Annotated in this window: 11 protein-coding genes and 1 pseudogene; 11 read left to right on the top strand and 1 reads right to left on the bottom strand. The window is 60.6% G+C overall.

The features are described from left to right. Positions 1-60 precede the first annotated feature (60 nt). Positions 61-390, bottom strand: a pseudogene (locus CF137_RS06910) (D-alanine--D-alanine ligase A); the annotation flags it as partial. An 823-nt stretch (positions 391-1,213) separates the two neighbouring features. On the opposite strand from CF137_RS06910, the gene guaB reads away from it, so the two are divergent. The 11 genes from guaB (at position 1,214) to CF137_RS06855 (ending at position 16,316) form a co-directional block, all read left to right on the top strand. Next, entirely contained in the window at positions 1,214-2,677 is a 1,464-nt protein-coding gene (gene guaB, locus CF137_RS06905) for an IMP dehydrogenase (RefSeq protein WP_042022475.1), read from the top strand. Between the two features lie 82 nt (positions 2,678-2,759). Beyond that, positions 2,760-4,349 carry a glutamine-hydrolyzing GMP synthase gene (gene guaA, locus CF137_RS06900; RefSeq protein ID WP_139718482.1) on the top strand — a complete coding sequence of 530 codons (1,590 nt, stop codon included), beginning with the start codon at positions 2,760-2,762 and terminating at the stop codon, positions 4,347-4,349. Between the two features lie 221 nt (positions 4,350-4,570). After that, on the top strand, positions 4,571-5,056 hold the full coding sequence (locus tag CF137_RS06895) for a YqhA family protein (protein WP_068978476.1): 486 nt from the start codon (positions 4,571-4,573) through the stop codon (positions 5,054-5,056). Positions 5,057-5,184: 128 nt separating this feature from the next. Then, positions 5,185-5,634, top strand: coding sequence for a hypothetical protein (locus CF137_RS06890; protein WP_139718481.1), 450 nt, complete (start codon positions 5,185-5,187; stop codon positions 5,632-5,634). Positions 5,635-5,638: 4 nt separating this feature from the next. After that, entirely contained in the window at positions 5,639-8,692 is a 3,054-nt protein-coding gene (locus tag CF137_RS06885; protein ID WP_139718480.1) for a YncE family protein, read from the top strand. Further along, on the top strand, positions 8,692-9,531 hold the full coding sequence (locus tag CF137_RS06880) for an FTR1 family iron permease (protein ID WP_139718479.1): 840 nt from the start codon (positions 8,692-8,694) through the stop codon (positions 9,529-9,531). The genes CF137_RS06885 and CF137_RS06880 overlap by 1 nt, the downstream gene beginning before the upstream one ends. Before the next feature lie 101 nt (positions 9,532-9,632). Beyond that, the gene (locus tag CF137_RS06875) at positions 9,633-11,057 is read left to right on the top strand and encodes an NAD(P)/FAD-dependent oxidoreductase (RefSeq protein ID WP_139718478.1); all 1,425 of its coding nucleotides are present in this window, start codon (positions 9,633-9,635) and stop codon (positions 11,055-11,057) included. 139 nt (positions 11,058-11,196) lie between these two features. Further along, positions 11,197-11,772, top strand: a complete 576-nt coding sequence (locus tag CF137_RS06870) for a hypothetical protein (protein ID WP_139718477.1) — start codon at positions 11,197-11,199, stop codon at positions 11,770-11,772. Between the two features lie 143 nt (positions 11,773-11,915). Further along, complete coding sequence (locus tag CF137_RS06865) at positions 11,916-13,292, top strand: hypothetical protein (RefSeq protein WP_139718476.1); 1,377 nt, start codon at positions 11,916-11,918, stop codon at positions 13,290-13,292. Between the two features lie 62 nt (positions 13,293-13,354). After that, positions 13,355-15,010, top strand: a complete 1,656-nt coding sequence (locus CF137_RS06860) for a glycosyltransferase family protein (protein WP_139718475.1) — start codon at positions 13,355-13,357, stop codon at positions 15,008-15,010. A gap of 106 nt (positions 15,011-15,116) precedes the next feature. Continuing rightward, a complete protein-coding gene (locus CF137_RS06855; protein WP_101325006.1) occupies positions 15,117-16,316 on the top strand; it encodes a Bcr/CflA family multidrug efflux MFS transporter in 1,200 nt (399 codons plus the stop codon). Positions 16,317-16,369 lie beyond the last annotated feature (53 nt).

Genomic DNA, 16,369 nt, shown 5'->3' with positions numbered 1-16,369 from the left:
TAATTGGGACAGAGCCTTTTTTATTGGGTCGTTCTTCATCCCGCGAACGGGAGAGCGCACTTAGCTGGCCTTGCGCAGGATCTGCTCAAGGTAGTCGGCAAAGTTGTGACCGTGATGCTCCAGCAGTTTCGGGAACATGGAGATGGAGGTCATGCCCGGGAAGGTGTTGATCTCGTTGAGCAGGATCTCCCCCTCGTCGGTCAGGAAGAAGTCGATGCGCGAGAAGTGGGGCACTTCCACCTCACGCGGCTTGACCGCTTTCTCGATCAGTACCTGCTCGGAGTAACCGAAGGCATTGGCAATGCACTGCACCAGATCCGCTTCGTTGCTGGCGGAGTAGCAGCCAACGGAAGAGCCCTGGGAGGCCGCCTTGCTAAAGACCTTGCCCCACTTAGCCAGTAACCCTAATTGGGACGCCCACCTTTCAGACAGAGCACCCGCCACAGCTATCTATGGGCAACATATCGATTTCCCTGATCGAGAACAACGAGTCAGAGACGACATCAAGCCCTCACCGTTAAACGTAAATTTTCACGCAAACGATTGAACACAAAAAAGTGTCGGTAATGGCCTATTTTTACATTTTTTGCACAAGTGACCGCCCCTGGCGTGCGCCACGTATGTCGATTGGTGGGTTATGGGGAGATGGCGGCAGCGCTGATGGCACCGGCTTGCCAGACCCTTGATCTGGTTGATGATGTGCCTGACGGCAAATGCACTGTCCGTATCACGGAACCACCACTGAACCCAAAAAAAGCCACTGCTCACCGGTCAGAGGTGCTTTGGTGGTATGACCACCTGAGATCGGTCGTTTTATGGTCAATTAACGGGTTGAAAATGTGATCTGAGCACACTCATCCGGCCACGATGGCAAGCTGCATCTGTGTGGCCCGGATCTGTGCCGACCCAGCGCGGTTGGGGCGATGGCGCCATGTCGATGGTCGGGGATGTGATGACGCAAACCTCGGGGCGAGACACGTTGAGCGGATGTCTGCTGACGATATGGATGTTGTATAAAACAGCAACTGCTTCACTCTTTTTCATCAAAACGGCCATTTCAGGAGGGATAATCTTGGTTTTTTAGCCTGTTGGCGACCTAAAGTGCGGCTAGACCATAAAAAATCAAAAAAACTTCTTTACCAACACCCGATCGGTCAGTAAACTTCGTCGGCAATATTTTACACCCCCACTTCCTCAACGGTGAGATATTGCCATGCTCAGGATTACCAAAGAAGCGTTGACCTTCGATGATGTATTGTTGGTTCCCGCCCACTCCGATGTTCTTCCCAATACTGCCGATCTGCGTACCCAGCTGACCTCCTCTATCAGCTTGAATATCCCTATGATTTCCGCTGCCATGGACACAGTAACCGATGCCCGTCTGGCTATCGCACTGGCCCAGGAAGGCGGTATCGGCTTTATCCACAAGAACATGTCCATCGAGCAGCAGGCTGCCGAAGTGCGCAAGGTCAAGAAGTACGAAAGTGGTGTGGTCTCTGACCCCGTCACCGTACGCCCTGACATGACCATCGCCCAGGTCAAGGAGCTGAGCCACAAGAACGGCTTCGCCGGTTACCCTGTGGTGACCGAGGGCAACTTGCTGGTCGGTATCATCACCGGCCGTGATGTGCGCTTCGTGATTGATCTCTCCCAGACCGTCGAACAGATCATGACCCAGAAAGATCGCCTGGTCACCGTCCGTGAAGGAGCCCCTCGCGAAGAGGTGGTTGCCCTGATGCAAAAGCACCGTATCGAAAAAGTGCTGGTGGTGAACGCGGACTTCAAACTCAAGGGCATGATCACCGTTAAAGACTTCCAGAAAGCCGAGCGCAAGCCGCACGCCTGTAAAGACGACAAGGGTCGTCTGCGGGTGGGCGCGGCTGTCGGTGCCGGTGCCGGTAACGAAGAGCGCGTTGCTGCGCTGGTGGAAGCCGGTGTGGATGTGCTGCTGATTGACTCCTCCCACGGCCACTCCCAGGGCGTGCTGGATCGCATCAAGGCAACCCGTGATGCCTATCCTGAGCTGCAGATCATCGGTGGCAACGTCGCCACTGCCTCTGGCGCACTGGCGCTGGTCGCGGCTGGCGTCAATGCGGTCAAGGTCGGTATCGGCCCGGGCTCCATCTGTACTACCCGTATCGTGACCGGTGTGGGTGTGCCGCAGATCACCGCTATCTCCGACGCCGTTGAAGCGTTGGAAGGCACCGGTATTCCGGTGATTGCCGATGGTGGCATCCGTTTCTCTGGTGACGTGGCCAAGGCCATCGCCGCTGGCGCCAGCTGCGTCATGGTGGGCTCCATGTTTGCCGGCACTGAAGAAGCGCCGGGCGAAATCGAGCTCTATCAGGGTCGCTCCTTCAAATCCTACCGTGGCATGGGCTCCCTGGGCGCCATGTCCAAGGGCTCCAGCGACCGCTACTTCCAGACCGATAACGCCGCTGACAAGCTGGTGCCGGAAGGGATCGAAGGTCGCGTGCCGTACAAGGGCCGCCTCAAAGAGATCATCCACCAGCAGATGGGCGGCCTGCGCTCCTCCATGGGTTTGACCGGCTGTGCCACCATCGACGACATGCGCACCAAGGCTGAGTTCGTGCGCATCTCCGGCGCCGGGATGAAAGAGTCCCACGTCCACGATGTGACCATTACCAAAGAAGCCCCCAACTATCGGATGGGCTGATCAAGACGGGGCTACGGCCCCGTTTTGTCACCGTTTTTATCCCCGTGATTTTTGTTAAACATCCGCCTGATGCAGGAATAACATGATTAAAAATATTCACGAACACCGTATCCTTATCCTGGATTTCGGTTCTCAGTACACCCAGCTTATCGCCCGCCGTGTCCGTGAAATCGGCGTTTACTGCGAACTGTGGGCTTGGGATGTCACCGAAGCGCAGATCCGCGAATTCAATCCCAACGGCATCATCCTCTCCGGCGGTCCGGAATCCGTGACCGAAGCGGGCAGCCCGCGCGCCCCCGAGTATGTGTTCAACGCCGGTGTACCGGTATTTGGCATCTGCTACGGCATGCAGACCATGGCCGAGCAGCTGGGTGGCAAGGTGCAATCCTCCGCCGAGCGTGAGTTCGGTTACGCCAAGGTGGAAGTGCTGGGCGACTCTGGCAAGACCAGCGCCCTGCTGCGCAACATCGAAGATGCCATCGCTGACAACGGCAACGCCCTGCTGGATGTCTGGATGAGCCATGGTGACAAGGTCACCGACATTCCGGCCGATTTCAGCACCATCGCCAGCACTCCGACCTGCCCCCATGCGGCCATGGCCAATGAAGCCAAGCGCTTCTACGGCGTGCAGTTCCACCCGGAAGTGACCCACACCCGTCAGGGTGCCCGCATGCTGGAGCACTTCGTCAAAGATATCTGCGGTTGTGAATGCCTCTGGACCCCGGCCACCATCATCGACGACGCCGTAGCCCGCATTCGCGAGCAGGTGGGTGACGATGAGGTGATCCTCGGCCTCTCTGGTGGTGTCGACTCCTCCGTGGTCGCCATGCTGGTGCATCGTGCCATCGGTGATCGCCTCACCTGTGTGTTCGTTGACAACGGTCTGCTGCGCCTGAACGAAGGTGAGCAGGTGATGGAGATGTTCGGTGATCACTTCGGTCTCAACATCATCAAGGTTGCCGCTGAAGAGCGCTTCCTCTCTGCCCTGGCCGGTGAAGCCGAGCCGGAAGCCAAGCGCAAGATCATCGGTCGCGTGTTCGTGGAAGTGTTCGACGACGAAGCCAAGAAGCTGAAAAATGCCCGCTGGTTGGCACAAGGCACCATCTACCCGGATGTGATCGAATCTGCCGCCAGTGCCACCGGCAAGGCCCACGTCATCAAGTCTCACCACAACGTCGGCGGCCTGCCGGCAGAGATGAAGATGGGTCTGGTCGAGCCGCTGCGCGAACTGTTCAAAGATGAAGTACGCCGCGTTGGTCTGGAGCTGGGCCTGCCCTACGACATGCTCTACCGTCATCCGTTCCCGGGCCCGGGTCTGGGTGTTCGCGTGCTGGGTGAAGTGAAGAAAGAGTACTGCGATATCCTGCGCCGTGCCGATGCGGTCTTCATCGAAGAGCTGCGCAAGGCCGACCTGTACAATCAGGTCAGCCAGGCATTTGCGGTGTTCCTGCCAGTGCGATCCGTTGGCGTGATGGGCGATGGCCGCAAATATGACTGGGTGATTGCCCTGCGCGCCGTTGAGACCATCGACTTTATGACCGCTCACTGGGCCCATCTGCCCTATGACTTCCTCGGTCATGTGTCAAACCGCATCATCAACGAGATCAGCGGTATCTCCCGGGTGGTGTACGACATCTCCGGCAAGCCGCCAGCAACCATCGAATGGGAATAAGCCTCTTACTCTGATGCAGGTCAGTTAAGAACATATGAGTCCCCCAAGCGGGATCAGGACTCAACAGGGAGGGAGGCATTATGCCTCCCTCTTTTTATTGGTAACCCGTTTACTTTTTATGGGCGCAAGCAGGATGCTACCGCCATAATGAGCCGCCACAGGCGTGATCCCTCGCTGGCTGTTCACGTCATACTCACACTATTTTCAACATCGGAGTTCTCATGCGTCGATTCAATTTCATGCTCAATGGCAGCCGGTTGATGATGTTCCCCTTCTACGTCTGCATTCTGGTGTGCGTGGCCCTGCTGATGGTGAAGTTTGCCATGCAGCTCTATCTGCTCTGCATCAACATCATAGAAATCCACTATATGGACCTCATCACCGGCGTGCTGACTCTGGTGGACTTCGTGCTGGTGGCCCAGATGCTGATCCTGGTGGCGGTCTGCGGCTATGTGCAATTTATCCAGACTCAGGAGCAACGCGAAGCCATTGGCGACAACTGGCTTAGCAAGATCAACTTTGCCTCCCTCAAGCTCATTGTCATCAACTCGCTGGTCACCATCGCCGGGGTCGAGGTGCTCAAAGCCTTCCTCGAAGATGGCATCACCAATGAAGTGGAGATGAAGTGGTCAGTCATCGTCTTTCTCGCCTTCTCGGTCGCCGCACTCATCTATGCCGTAACCGAGCGGATGGCAGATCATAAATAGTCGGGCTTGATCACTGTGCTTGTTCAGCCTTGATTCACCAGCAATACAATTGATAACTCTTTTCATTACTCTTACTGCGTTATAAACTTGCTCCCCCCGGGCGGCACCGCCCGGGCGTTGGAGCCTTTATGACAAGCCTTTCCCTCTCACCCCGACAATTCTGGCAGTGGCTGGCCTATCACCATCAGGCCGCCGAGGGCACCCTCTATCTGATGTTCTTCTCCGGCCTGCTGCTGTGGGAACCGCTGACTCCGCTCTGGTCGCTGGCGCGCTGGAATCTGTTTTTACATGTGATGCTCTCGCTCACCCTGTTCCCGCTGCTGTTTGGCGCTTTTTGGCTCTCTCATCGCAGCCTGTTGAGCCGCAGCAACAAGCCCTTTTTGCGCACCACAGGGCGGATTATCGAAGCCCTGCTGCTGGTCTGTCTGACCAGCGGCCTGTTGCTGGTGCTGCACGGCACCCCGGGCGATGCCATGGGCAGCCTCGCCAGCTGGGCCCACTGGCTGAGCGCTTTAGCGTTAACTCCTCTGGTGCTGCGCCATGCCTGGCGCTGGACCATCTTGAAATGGCGCTCCTGATCCCATGTTGAAGTCATCTCTTTGTGCATGTTTGTCACCCCTGCTGGCCCTCGTCCTGCTGCTGGCCAGCCCCTTCGCGTTTGCCCAGCAGATGGGCGCTGGAATGCTCGCCTATGAGGCGGGGAGCGCCCCGCGCCTCGTCACCGCCAACCTGAACGCAGGCTCGGTTACCCAACTTGAACGCGATAGCGGCAAGCGGCTGAAAGAGGTGCAGTTGGGTGGCGATCTGCGCCAGCTTGCCCGTGCAGACGACGGTAATCTGCTGGTCACCGACTACAGCGGCGATCGGTTGCTGCTGCTGGGTGATGATCTCGAGCTGGAAAAGGCGATCCCCACCGGCCATAGACCCTACGGGGTCATCTTCGATCCCAAGCGGCAGTGGTTCTGGGTCACGCTGTTTGAGGCAGGCCGCCTGCAAGCCTATGACACCGCAGGCGACCTCCAGCTGGATACAAAAACCGCCGAGAGCCCGCGCGGGCTGGCCCTGACCGACAACGATCGCCTGCTGCTGACCCACGCCATGACAGGCCAGCTCGCCATCTATGATCTCGCCAAGCTGGGCAGCGGCGCCAAGGGCTCCTCCCTGCCCGAAACCACCCTGCCCAAGCCCAAGCTCATCACCCTGGCCGAGACCCACAGCAATACGCCAAGCGATTCCCAGGGATTGCCGCGCCTGCTCGATGGCATCGCCCTCTCCCCCGATGGCAGCGAAGCCTGGCTGCCCCATGTGCTGTGGAGCTTCGATCACCCCTTCCAGTTTCAGAGCACCGTCTTTCCGGCCGTCTCCATCATCGATCTGGATGAGGAGAAAGAGCGGATAGATGAAAGAAAGCAGCTCTTTTTGCAGATCAATCTGCCAAGCGTCGGCAACCGCAGCCAGATTGTCTCCAACCCGTTCGCCGCGCGCTTCGCCGCCGACGGCAAGCGGGTCTATCTGACGCTGGCGGGCTCGGAAGATCTGCTGGTGTTTGACCTCTCTCGCAGCGGCAAGTCCAACAACAACCGCCACCGCCGCAAAAAGTTTCAGGGGGGCGCCAAGGCAACCCAGCTGTTGCGCCACCTGCCGGGCCAGAACCCGCGGGACTTGTTTATAGACGGCGACCACATTCTGGTACACAACGCCATGGGACAGGATCTTACCCGTCTCAATAGCGGCGGCAGCGGCCCTTTCGCTCGCGTGACGGTGGATACGCCCCACTTCGCCAAGCTGGTAGAGACAGATCCCCGCCCCGAACCGCTCAAGCGCGGCGAGCGGCTGTTCCATCTTGGTAACACGCTGGGCAACAACGGCGCCAATGCACGCTTCCCCATGGCGGGGGACAACTGGATGAGCTGCAACTCCTGCCATCTGGATGGGTTCAATTTCACCAACCGCTATCTGATGGCTGCTCATCGCCAGAAGAGCGGCGACAACGCCATCAACGGCCACGCCAACCTCACCAATATGGTGGCGGGGGATTTTGTCGGCGAATACCTGCGCATGACCCAGCAGACCCAGGGCGGCATGGGCCATGACACCCGCGATGGCGCCGAGGCGGTTGACCCCGCCAAGCCACAACCGGAAGTGAAGGCGATGATGGAGGATCTGCATGCTTTCGTGACCGCCGATGGCAACCTCCCCTATCTCGCCAACTGGCTGCGACTCGATGCCCCGCGCACGGATCCCGCCAAGGCGCCGACCACTCACCCGAAAGAGTGGCTCAACTCCGCCTCCTGCCAGAACTGCCACCAACAGGCGTTTGCGGACTGGAGCGAGAGCAACCACCGGCTGATGGGCAACTCCCACCCCTACTACAAGGTGGTACAGGCGCTGGCCCGCGAAACCGAAGGGGAAGCGTTCGGCCAGTGGTGTCAGGGCTGCCACATGCCCCAGCAGGTGATGACAGGCCAGACGGATCTGCCCAAGGGCTCCCACATGTTCGAGCAGGGCGGCGCCTCGCTGATTGCCGCCCACAAGGCTGGCGAACCTGTGGTTGAGGAAGGCACCGGCTGCGTGCTCTGCCATCGCATCACCAAAGTCGAAGACGCGGGCGGCAACAGTGCCTTTACCGTGAATTTGAAAGACCGCGAGAGCTATGTGTTCGAGGATGCCGCGGGTGGCAGCCTCCAGCACTGGCTGGCAGAGCGGCAGATCAACGCCCGTCCGGCGGCCCACAAAGCTTCCTATCAGAAGGATTTCTACCGCGACGCGGCCCTGTGCAAGTCGTGCCACAACGAGTTTGCCCCGGGCACCGGCGCCAATATCGTCAACACCTGGGACGAGTGGGAAAAATCCAGCTTCGCCAAGGCCAAGGATCCCGCCAAGCGGCGTACCTGCATCGACTGCCACATGAACCCGGAGCCGGGCAATGGCGGCGCGCCGGTGGCGGGCCAGTCCACCGAAAACGGCACCATAAAGGCACGGCTCTATCGCCACAACTTTACTGGTGCCCAGCACCAGCTGGTGGGGCTGCGCAATCCCGACCTTGAGCAGGAGAGTCTGGCCCTGTTGCGCTCCAGCGCCACGCTCTCGGCCCGGATCGAACCCCTCTCTGCCCGTATCGGCCAAGCAGCCGATAGCCAGCAGCTGGTGGTGCGGGTCGCCAATACCGGCGCAGGCCACGCCCTGCCCACCGGGGTGGCCGATTTTCGTGAACTCTGGCTGGAGCTGACCGTCACCGACGCCAGCGGCAGGGTGGTGCTTGCCAGCGGCCAGCCGGTGGATGGCGCTGTCCCTGAAGATGCGCGACTGTTCAGAAAAGTGTTCGGCGATGCCGAGGGCAAGCCGGTGGGGCTCAAGTTCTGGCGCTACGCCAAGCTCTTGGAAGATACCCGCATTCCGGCCGATGGCTGGCGCGATGAAACCTGGCCGCTCCCCGCAGATGCCCAAGGGCCCTTCAAGGCCGATATCAAACTCAATTTCCGCACCTACCCCAAGTGGGTCAATGATGCGGTGCGCGCCGCCGAGCCGAGCTTGCCGGAGCCACCCATAGTGCTGCTCAATCGACTTCAACTCAATCAGCTGCAACTCACCTTGCCGCCTCTTCCCGTCACACCCGCTACGGAGCCTCAATCCTGATGTTTGCAAGTTTTCTTATTACCCTGCGCGAGGGGCTGGAAGCCTTCCTGCTGGTCGGCATCTGCCTCTCCTACCTCGCCAAGCTGGGGGCGAGCCGCTACAACAAGTTCATCTATCTGGGGGTGGGGCTCGGCCTTGTCGCCTCCCTGATCGTCGCCTTCCTGTTCCAGGTGGTGGTGAGCCAGTTTGAGAGCGAGCGCTATAACCATTTGCTGATGGCGGGGATCCTGATCTTTGCCACTCTGGTGCTCACCTATATGGCAGTCTGGATGCAAAAGCAGGCCAAATCCCAGGTGGGAGCCATGACGGCGCGCATCGATGCGGCCATCGATGGCGGCAACCTGTTTGGGCTGGTGCTGCTTGCCTTCCTGGCTGTGATGCGCGAAGGGTTTGAAACCGTGCTCTTCTTCTCCGCCCTGCTCTACTCGGGACAAGGGGTGGATCTGCAATCCGGCCTGATGGGTGCGCTGGCGGGGCTGCTGGTCTCCATCGCGCTGGTGTGGGGGCTGCTGCGCTCCACCCGCAAGGTGGCGCTGGCCCCCTTCTTCCGCTGGACCGGGCTGCTGATCATCATCATCGCCGCAGGTCTGTTGTCGTCCGCCGTCAACATGTTGCAGGCGGCAGACATCATCACTTTCTGGACCACGCCGGTGTTCGACATCAGCCACATTCTCGACGATCAGGGGGTATTTGGTACCTTCCTGCGCGCCCTGTTTGGCTACAATGCCTCACCCGCTGGCTTGCAACTGCTGACCTGGGCCGTTTATCTGGCGATCTTCGTTACCCTCTGGCAGCGCAGCTACCGCCCGCAGGTAAGCGCCGCGTCCAGCAAGGGCTGAGCCCGCACGCCCTGTGGCAACAAGGCCACACGGTAACAACACCCTTCGGGGCCGTGCCTTGGCGCGGTTCCCTTCTTGAACAAGCAGTTTCGGAATAGGTCATGAGCGATAACAACAAGAAGAACATTGCAGTGCTGGGTGCTGGCCCCGCCGGTTTGATGGCCGCCTGGCGCCTGCGCCGCGCCGGTTTTGCGGTCACCCTGTTCGAGCAGGAGTCGGTCGTGGGCGGCATGTGCGCCACCCAGACCTTCAAGGGGCGCGATGGCGACTATCGCTTCGACTACGGCGGCCACCGCTTTATCACCAAGAACCCCGAGCTGCTCGCCTTTATCGACGAGCTGATGGGCGACGATCTGCTCCACGCCGAGCGCAAGAGCGTGATCCGCTTTGGCGGGCGCATCTATGACTACCCCTTGAACCTGCCCAACCTGCTCAAAACGGCGCCGCTGGCCCTGATGGCCGGTGCAGTAAAAGACTTGCTGCTGTTGCCCTTTAGCAAGAAGCCGGATGATTTTGCCAAGGCAAGCTTTGCCGAGTGGATCCAGAGCCACTTCGGCCGCACCCTCTATCGCCAGTTCTTCGAGGGCTACACCGGCAAACTGTGGGGCATCAACCCGGACAAGCTCTCCGCCGACTGGGCTGGCCAGCGTATCAGCCTGATCGACCTCAAAGACGTGGCGCGCCGCCTGCTGCCAAGACGTAATGGCAGCATTTCGGTGCGCACCTATGCCCGCAAGTATCGTTATCCAAAGTATGGTTTTGGCCAGATCTTCACCACCCTGGGCGAGCGGTTGGTAGCCGAAGGGGCCCTGCTGAAAACCGGCGCCACCATCACCCGCCTTGATCAGGCTGATGGCCGCATCGAACGGGTTTATTGGAAACAAGATGACGTTGAACAGAGCGCAGCCTTCGATCAGGTGATCTCCACCCTGCCGCTGCCCCTCACCTGCCAGCATCTGGGCTTGCCGTGCGATCTGCACTACCGGTCGCTTCGCTTCGTCAATATGCCGCTTAAAACAGAGAACCTGTCGGACAACACCTGGCAGTACCTCTCCGACCCCCATATTCTGGCCACCCGCCTGCAGGAGCCGCGCCGCCGCAGCCCCTTTATGGCGCCACAGGGCCAGACCTCGGTGATGCTGGAGATCCCCTGCAACCCGGGGGATGCCACCTGGCAGGCACCGCTCGCCGATCTGCGTGGTCGGGTCACCGCTGATCTGGCGAGCCTCGGCGTCGATACCGCCAAGCTTGGCGATGAGACCTTCGAGGCCCGCAGCGAGTACGCTTATCCGCTGATGGATCTCGGCTATCAGGCCCGCCGCAACGACGCCATCAAGGCGCTGATGCCGATCAATAACCTCATCATGACTGGCCGTCAGGGGACATTCCGCTACATCTTCACCGACACCGCCATGGAGATGGGGATGATGGCCGCCGACATGGTGATCGACGGGGTGGACAGACGCCACGCCATCTTTAACCATCGCAACGAAAATACCGTGATCGAGACCCAGAGCGTGGCCTGAGGATTGTCGGTGTCCAACAGGTAGACAGACGCCGCAACACCTTCCACCACCGCCACGAAAATACCGTGATCGAAACCCAGCGCGTGGCCTGAGGGCCGCGCCATTGGCATAACCTCTTGGCATAAGTAAGGAGAACAGGATGACCATACGCCCGGTTTTACTCGCCCTCACCCTGCTGCTGACCCTCAGCGGACTGACCCTCAGCGAACAAGCACAGGCATACTCCTATGCCGCCGCCGGCAAGGAGCCACTGATCGACGCCCGCGAAGCGCTGCTGGGCGCCGCCACTGATGGCAAGGATGCCAGCGCCACCTTGAGCGAGATTGCCGACGAGCTGGCCTATCTGGAACAGCACCACAAGGTGGATCTGCAAGCGCCGCTGGCGGCCGCCATCAAGGGGAAAGACGCCGCCGCCACCGCTGCCCTGCTCAACCGCGCCTACAAGGCGGAGATCGAACGCCGCCTCGAAGGGGCCAGTCAGAATCTTGGCGACTACCAGACCGCCAAGGTGCTGGTGGTCAAGAGCAAGCGCTTCCTCGATTTGATCCTCCCCTCCCTCAGTGAAGGGGATCGCAAGGCGGCCGAACAGGCGCTGGCCAAGGTGCTGGATGCCATCGGCAACCCTGGGGTATTCGGGGTAGGCGCCAAGCCCGCCGATGCCGCCGCCTTTAGCGATGCAGAAAAAGCGCTGATGGCCGTGCTGGCGCCGCTTTGATGAACGTTTGCCGATCATTGCGCCATCTCACTGTGACAAACGGTGGGTTTCGCTTCGCGCTACCCACCCTACGCACGGCCTGCCGATAGATGCACCCGAACGCCAGTTTGCCCCCTTCTCCCCTTGCGGGAGAAGGGCTGGGGATGAGGGGGAAGGCAAGGTCCCGGCGTTGTGCTTCCCCCTGCTCAACCACCATTTGGCTGCTTGCCCTGCTGCAACTGGCCTGGCTCGGCTGGCTGCTGGCCTTCCCGGTGGCGCTCGATTCCGACGATGCCCTCAATTTCGCCCACGGGGTGACGCGCTTTAGCGTGCTGGAGTTCTCCCCCCACTTTCCGGGCTACCCCGCCTTTATCTGGCTGGCGCGGCTAATCAATCTGCTGGTGGACGATCCGGCCCGCACGGTGCAGTGGGCAAGTTTGTTGGGTAGCAGTTTGCTGGCGCCGCTCGCCGCCTTGTTGGCTGTGAAGCTGTGGCAACGGCCAGGCCTGCTCGCCCCCGTCTGGTTGCTGGTGCTGGCACTGCCACTTACACCTACGCTGGCGCTGTCCGGTCTCTCGGATGGGCCCGCGCTCGCCGCCTGGCTCGGGGCTCTCTTGGCCTTGCAGCATCGCAAACCGGCGCTGGCCGGTCTGCTGCTGGGTCTGTTGCTGGCGCTACGCCCCTCCTACTTTGTACTGGCCCTGCTGCCGCTGTGGCTCGGGATGGCGCAGAAGGGAACGCGCGTCAGGTTTGTGCTCCCCATCGCGCTGGTGGGGCTCACCAGTCTGCTCTTTGTCTGGCAGGCCGATGGCTCGGCCTATTTTAGCGAAGGGCGACGCTTTACCGACGGCCACTTTACCCTCTGGGGCAACACGGCGGCGGCCCACGGCGATCGGCTGCTCAGCTGGGCTAACACCTTCAACGATCAGCTCACCCCGCTCTGGCCCCTGGCTGTCACAGCCTTGCTGGTACTGCCGATCTGGCCAAGATCAAAAGACCACCCTGCTGCCCTCTCCCCTCTCTGGACGCTCTACTGGCTTGCCCTGCTGCTCTGGACCCTGTTTGGCCAGAATCCCGATAATCCCCGCCATCTGGCGCCCGTCACCCTGCTCGGTATCGTGCTGCTGGCAGGCTGGCTGCCACGCCGCACCGAGGGGCTGACAGTGGTGGCCGGATTGCTGCTGCTTGGCGCGACCTTAACCCTGCCCCGTCCGCCCGCCATGGTGCAGGCGGCCAGGCTGGCAGAAAAAAGCTGCCCGGCGCTGGTGACCCAGTGGGGAGTCAGGTTGCTGCGGGAGACCACGACCTTGGCCGTCACCGATGGCTGGTACAAAGGGGATGCGAGCCTCGCACTCAAGCAAGAGGCCTGCCGCCTCAGTCGCCGCCCGATAGCCGCGAGCGAGATGCCCACTGCGGTGCGCCAGCACTGGTTTGCTCCGCGCTTTGCCGCCGAGCCCGGACTCTGGCTCGCCATCCCTTCGCAGCAAGCAATAGCACCAATGACAAACAACATAAAAAGAGCGCAAAACGCACTCAAATGACTCAAAAAGAGGGTTGCAACTCGGTTACACTCACTGCGCATCCATAACAAGTGAGTCTCCTTATGCGTATGACCAGAGAGTGGCTATGGGTTCCATTGGCACTGATGACAGCAACCGCCCTGCTATTGCTGCCGTTTTGGCTACGTGGGGGCAGTCAGGGTCACGATCTGTTTCACCATCTGCTATCTGGCCACTTTTTTGCGGTGCAACTGTGGCAAGGGGAGATCTATCCCCGCTGGCTGATGGAGATGAACGGCGCCTTCGGCAGCCCGGCATTCTTCTTTTATCCCCCACTCCCCTACTATGTGAGTGCCCTGTTCGCAGGCCCCGATCCCCTCGCCCATCACGCCATGATCCCCCTGCTCTGGAGCAGCACTCTGGCGCTCGGTTTATCCGGGCTGTTTGCTTATCTCTGGCTGCACCCCTTTGCCACGCCGGGGCGCGCGCTGGCCGCCAGCCTGCTCTACATGGCACTGCCCTATCATCTGGCGATCGACATCTATGCCCGCTTTGCGCTGGCCGAGAGCTGGGCCTTTGTCTGGGCGCCGCTGGCGCTGCTGGCCCAGGATCGCCTCTGCCGCCGAGCCCCTTTTGCCCTGCTGCTGCTCGCACTGGCAGTCGCCTTGCTGACCCTCTCCCATCTGCCGAGCACCCTGCTCATTCTGGGGTTGCTCACCGTGCGCAGCCTGCTGTTGGCCTGGCGTAGCAAGATAACCCTGCACCTCTGGCCCACCCTGCTGGGCCAACTCTGGGGATTGGCAATGGCCAGCCTGTTGCTGCTGCCAGCCTTGCTGGATCAGGGGGGGATCTCCATGGATCAGATGCGCATTGGCATGTTCGAGTTTCACCGCAACTTCCTTGACCGTCTGCCCGAAACGAATAGTGACTGGCGTTTTCGCGGCCATCTGGCCTGGCTGACCCTGCTCACCCTCGTCCTGCTACTGGTGGCATGGGCTGCCGCCCGCGAACCACGCCATCCGGAACTGCTGATCTGGGGCACCCTGGGCACCCTCAGCTTTTTAATGATGCTCCCCTTGAGCGAGCCACTCTGGCACCTGCTACCTCCACTACAGCTGGTGCAGTTTCCCTGGCGGCTCAATCTGCTGCTGGTGATCGCTACCGTGGCGGTGGTGGCGCTGGGCGTCCCCGCCTATCGTCCATGGCAATGGCTCTGGTGGACGGTGCTGGCCCTCACCCTGCTCTCGCAGGCGGTCTATGTGCATGAATCGCCGCTCACCCAGGCGCCGCAAAAGAGCGCGCTGGACGGGGAATTTGACAGCAAACGCAGCGCCCGCGAATACCGGCCAAAGCAGGTGCCAAAAGGCATGTTTGCCCCGACCCTGCTGGCCTGGAAAGATGAATTTCAACCCGCGGTCACCACAGAGCAGCAAGGGATCTCATGGCAGATCCTCAACTGGCAGCCACGGCAGATCGTCCTGACCGTCGATGCGCCAGCCCCTGCCAAACTGATCCTGCACCAATTTGACTACCCGGGCTGGCAAGCCAAGCTGGATGACACCTTGCCACTGACCATCAGCAGCACCCGCAATGGGCTGATACAGGTGTGGGTGCCTGCAGGTCGCCATCAGGTTACTTTCACCCTGACCGCCCGCTGGCCGGAGCGGCTCGGTTACGGCCTCTCTCTCATCGCCTGGTTGATCTGGAGCCTGCTGCTGGCCAGTCAGATCCGCACCCTGCGGCGCCAGCGCCAAGGCTAACACCTGCCCCCTCCGGTGAGGGGGCAGGAACGCCATGCCCGACGACGCTAAAGCTGATAGAATTCCCGCTCTTCTTCTGCCGCCATAGTTCACGACCGGATAACTTATGCCCCACAGACATACCCTCCCTCTCTCACCCCGCTTTCTCTTTATTCTGCTTGGCGCGTTGGCAGGCCTGACTCCGCTGGCGGTGGACATGTACCTGCCCGCCATTCCGGCCATTGCCCGGGACTTGGCCACCAGCATTGATGGGGCACAGCTCACCATCAGCGCCTTTTTGGGCGGCTTTGCCATCGGCCAACTCTTTTACGGCCCGCTGGCCGACAGCTATGGCCGCAAACCGGTGATCCTGATCGGGCTCACCATGTTTGCCATCGCGTCTGTGGGTTGCGCCATGGCAGACTCACTGCCGGAACTGCTGGCTTATCGGATGTTGCAGGCGGCTGGCGGCGCAGCAGGATCTGTGGTGGTGAATGCCCTGCTGCGCGACCTTTTCGAGAAGGATGCGTTTTCCCGCGCCATGTCATTCGTCATTCTGGTGATGACGCTGGCACCGCTGGTGGCCCCTGTGATTGGTGGCTATATCAGTGCCCATACCAGCTGGCGGGTGATCTTCTGGCTGCTGGTGGGGATCAGCCTGCTGGTGTCCTTGGTGATGCAGTGGAAAATTCAGGAGACCCTCAAACCGGAACACCGCCAGCCCCTCAATCTCGGCCAGATCCTCAAGAACTACTGGGGGGTGCTCTCCCATCGCGGCGCCATGGGTTACGTGCTGTGCGGAGCCCTCTCCAGCTCCGGCATGTTCGCCTTTCTCAGCGCCTCACCCTACGTCTATATCGAATACTTCAAGGTGCCGACCGAGCACTACGGCTGGCTGTTTGGCCTCAATATCCTGCTGATGATGGTGGTCACCTTCGTCAATAGCCGACTGGTGAAAGGGGTGGGCTCAGAGCGGATGCTGCAATACGGCCTGCTGGTGCTGCCCTGTGCGGGCGCCCTGCTGATCTACAACGCCTGGAGCCAGACCGGCGGCCTGTGGGGCATAGTGATTCCGGTGGTGCTCTTTATCGGCCACATCAGTCTGGTGGGGGCCAATGCCATGACCGGCCTGATGGGGCAGTTCCCCCAGTCAGCGGGCACAGCGTCCGCGCTGGCGGGCACCTTGCGCTTTGGCATCGGCGCCCTGGTCGGCATTCTGGTTAACCTCAATCCCCCCCAATCGCCACTGCCCATGGCCATCGCCATCGCCTGCTGTGGCGTGGGATCGGCCCTGAGCTACTGGGTATTGAAAACGCCCAGTGAATAATGCAACGGGCCCGGAACATCTCCGGGCCCACCTCCCTATCGCTTAGCCCCCCT

The sequence above is a fragment of the Aeromonas sobria genome, from assembly GCF_006243315.1.
GTDB lineage: Bacteria > Pseudomonadota > Gammaproteobacteria > Enterobacterales > Aeromonadaceae > Aeromonas > Aeromonas sobria_A.
Note: the sequence above shows the minus strand (reverse complement) of the source record. Positions and strands in the feature narration are given on the sequence as shown.